The sequence below is a fragment of the Elusimicrobiota bacterium genome, from assembly GCA_026388155.1.
In the GTDB taxonomy this organism is placed as follows: Bacteria; Elusimicrobiota; Elusimicrobia; order Elusimicrobiales; family UBA9959; genus UBA9634.
The window spans coordinates 1-2480 of the sequence record JAPLKI010000009.1; the positions used below are offsets into that span (position 1 = coordinate 1).

Annotated in this window: 2 protein-coding genes; both read right to left on the reverse strand. The window is 51.2% G+C overall.

Features of this window, described 5'->3' with window-relative positions; all coding sequences use genetic code 11:
- On the reverse strand, window positions 1-1329 hold a 1329-nt coding region (locus tag NTX59_03225), incomplete at its 3' end, for a hypothetical protein (protein ID MCX5784679.1).
- Window positions 1330-1525: 196 nt separating this feature from the next.
- The coding region (locus NTX59_03230) for a tetratricopeptide repeat protein (GenBank protein ID MCX5784680.1) at window positions 1526-2480 on the reverse strand (955 nt) is incomplete at its 5' end.

Below are 2480 nucleotides of genomic sequence, written 5' to 3' on the forward strand. Positions count from 1 at the left end.
GCATTGCATCTTTCTGGCCCCGCCTCCGCCCGCGGGCATAATGTAGAGCTGGCTGTCAGGCTGCAGCAGCATGAAACTTCCGGCTTTACAGAACACTATCCATTTTCCGTCGGGGGAATATCTCGCGAAGTAGTTGCTCATCCCGTTGCCGGAGGCACCCGCAAGCGGTTTTGCCTCCCCGCCCTTTCCGCCGTTGAACGGGATACGGTAGAGGTCGAACAGGAAAGTCTTGCCCTCTTTGAGGAATTCAGCGGCGTCTTTCTCGCTCAGCAGCACCTTATTGCTGCTGATGTCCTTTTTCAGGCGGTACGCTTTGTTCCTGGCAAAAACAATGTACTTGCCATCCGGGCTCCAGGACGGATTGCTCTGCACGAATTCTTTGTTGTCGGCGCCCGGCAGCGCCTGAAATGTTTTTGTCTCCCGGTCATAAACGGCAAGTATCCCTTTGATCGGAAAGAAGAGCTGGCTGAAAGCAAGCTCCGGCTTCGGCACGAATACCGAGCGGTCTTTCACCGTGCTTATCACATACCTGCCGTCAGGCGATACTTGGGAAAGCATCCCGAAAGTTTCTTCGTGGTCCGCTTTTTTATAAGCGGACCATGTTATTATCTTCTCTTTATTCAGGACGGTTTCTTTCGTAATTGGCGTTATAACGTATGAACCCTTGTCGTTGCCATAATCCACGTCCATGCCGAGAATACTGCCGTCAGCGGAGAAAGAGTGGCAATTCCCGCAGACCGGCAGCCCTTCTAAGACTACGGGGGGCCGGGCTTTTGAAGAAATTTCCCCAAAACGCCACCTGATGAGCGAAGGATCTTTCGCGGCTTCGTTAAAGGGCAGGTTCACTTCGCGGTAAAAGAGCGGCGCGCCGACCGCATCTTTGGATGTGTCGATAGTTATGCTTGCCGCCGAGAGGATTTTTGTCGGGGCGGCGCTGTTCAGGCCGATAATAGTAACGGCCGCGTCTTTTTCCGATGACCGGCGCTTGATAGTCTCCCATTGCCCGTCCCGGGGCGTCCAGTCCGGAGTATCAGTGATGAAATTCAGGCGGTTATTGTTATCCTGGAATTTTATCGTGATAAGCCAGGTGTCGGATCTAATGTCTTTGTCATCCCAGCGGAATGTCGCCGGCGCAATTTCCGGGGGAAAAAGCGTCTTATTCAACGGATAGCCGATCGTCAGTTCGCCGTATTTTGCTTTTTCATCATAGGCCGCCAGAATATCGTTTATCCTTAGAACGGACTTAAGTGAAATGGCCAGCAATGTTATCAATACGCACGCGGCAACCGCGACGACAATGATTACTTTCCGGCTGAATAATTTGCGCATATCTGCTGGTAGAAACGGCATCCGCCTCAATTTCGAACAAAAGATCGTCGCGGCATATATCAGCGCATAGGACGATTACGGAAAAACCGGCTTTTTCATGATTTTGACGATAATCAGTAAACGGCAACGATACTTTTTGCGCGCTTAGGGTTATTTAATTTTATACAGCCTCGTTCGTTTATCATTAGCGTTAAGTTTATTGTTGCCGTGGTTTTTGATTTCTCTTTTGCCACAGTGTTTGATTTAATCCGTTGCGCGCTCCCGTGTAGGTCGGGTCCAACATTAATGCTTTATTAAAATGGCTGATAGCCTCATCAAGTCTGCCCATTCCTTTCAGCGCCCAGCCCATGTTATCGTGCGCGTCCACATAGTCCGGATTTAACCTGAGCGCCTCGGTAAGCGGCGGAATGGCTTTTTCGAATTCACCCTGCGCATTCAGGGTGAACCCCAGATTGTTATACGCTTCGGTAAAGTTCGGATTTAATCTGAGCGCTTCCTTAAGGTGGAGGACAGCCTGCTCATACATAGCCTGTGTGTTTTGCGTCTTTATTCCTATAGCGTCCGTACCAGGCCTGGATTTCTCGTTAGCACGGAAGACTTCTTCAGTAAGCGCGGCCTGCATTGCTAAAGTAAGCCCCAGCTCATTGTGCGGTTCATAAGTATTGGGGGTAAGTCTGAGCGCTTCGGTAAATTGCATGATAGCTTCCTCGAACTTATTCTGCTTTTCCAGCGCCACCCCCAGTACATAGTGCGCGTAGGAGTTATCGGGGTTTATGGACTGGGCCTTGAGCGCCGCTTGTGCCGCGCTGGCATAATCCTCGGATAAGATGAATTGTCTGGCGGCTCTTGCGAAAGACATGTCATCGATGAATTGTTCATGAATTATTTTTAGCGCGCCGGATTTCGTGTTAACGAACTCCGGTATATTGGCGGCCCGGTCCGGCGAGGTTAACCGCTCCAGAATGACGGGGGGCGTATCGTTTCCCTGTTCATCGATATGGGTGAGGAAGAGCTGCGTGTACGGGCCGTTGGCCTTGGAAGAGAACACCAGCCATTTCCCGTTGGGCGACCAGCTGTGCCAGGAATTCATAAGCGCCCTGTTGCATTGCATCTTTCTGGCCCCGCCTCCGCCCGCGGGCATAATGTAGAGC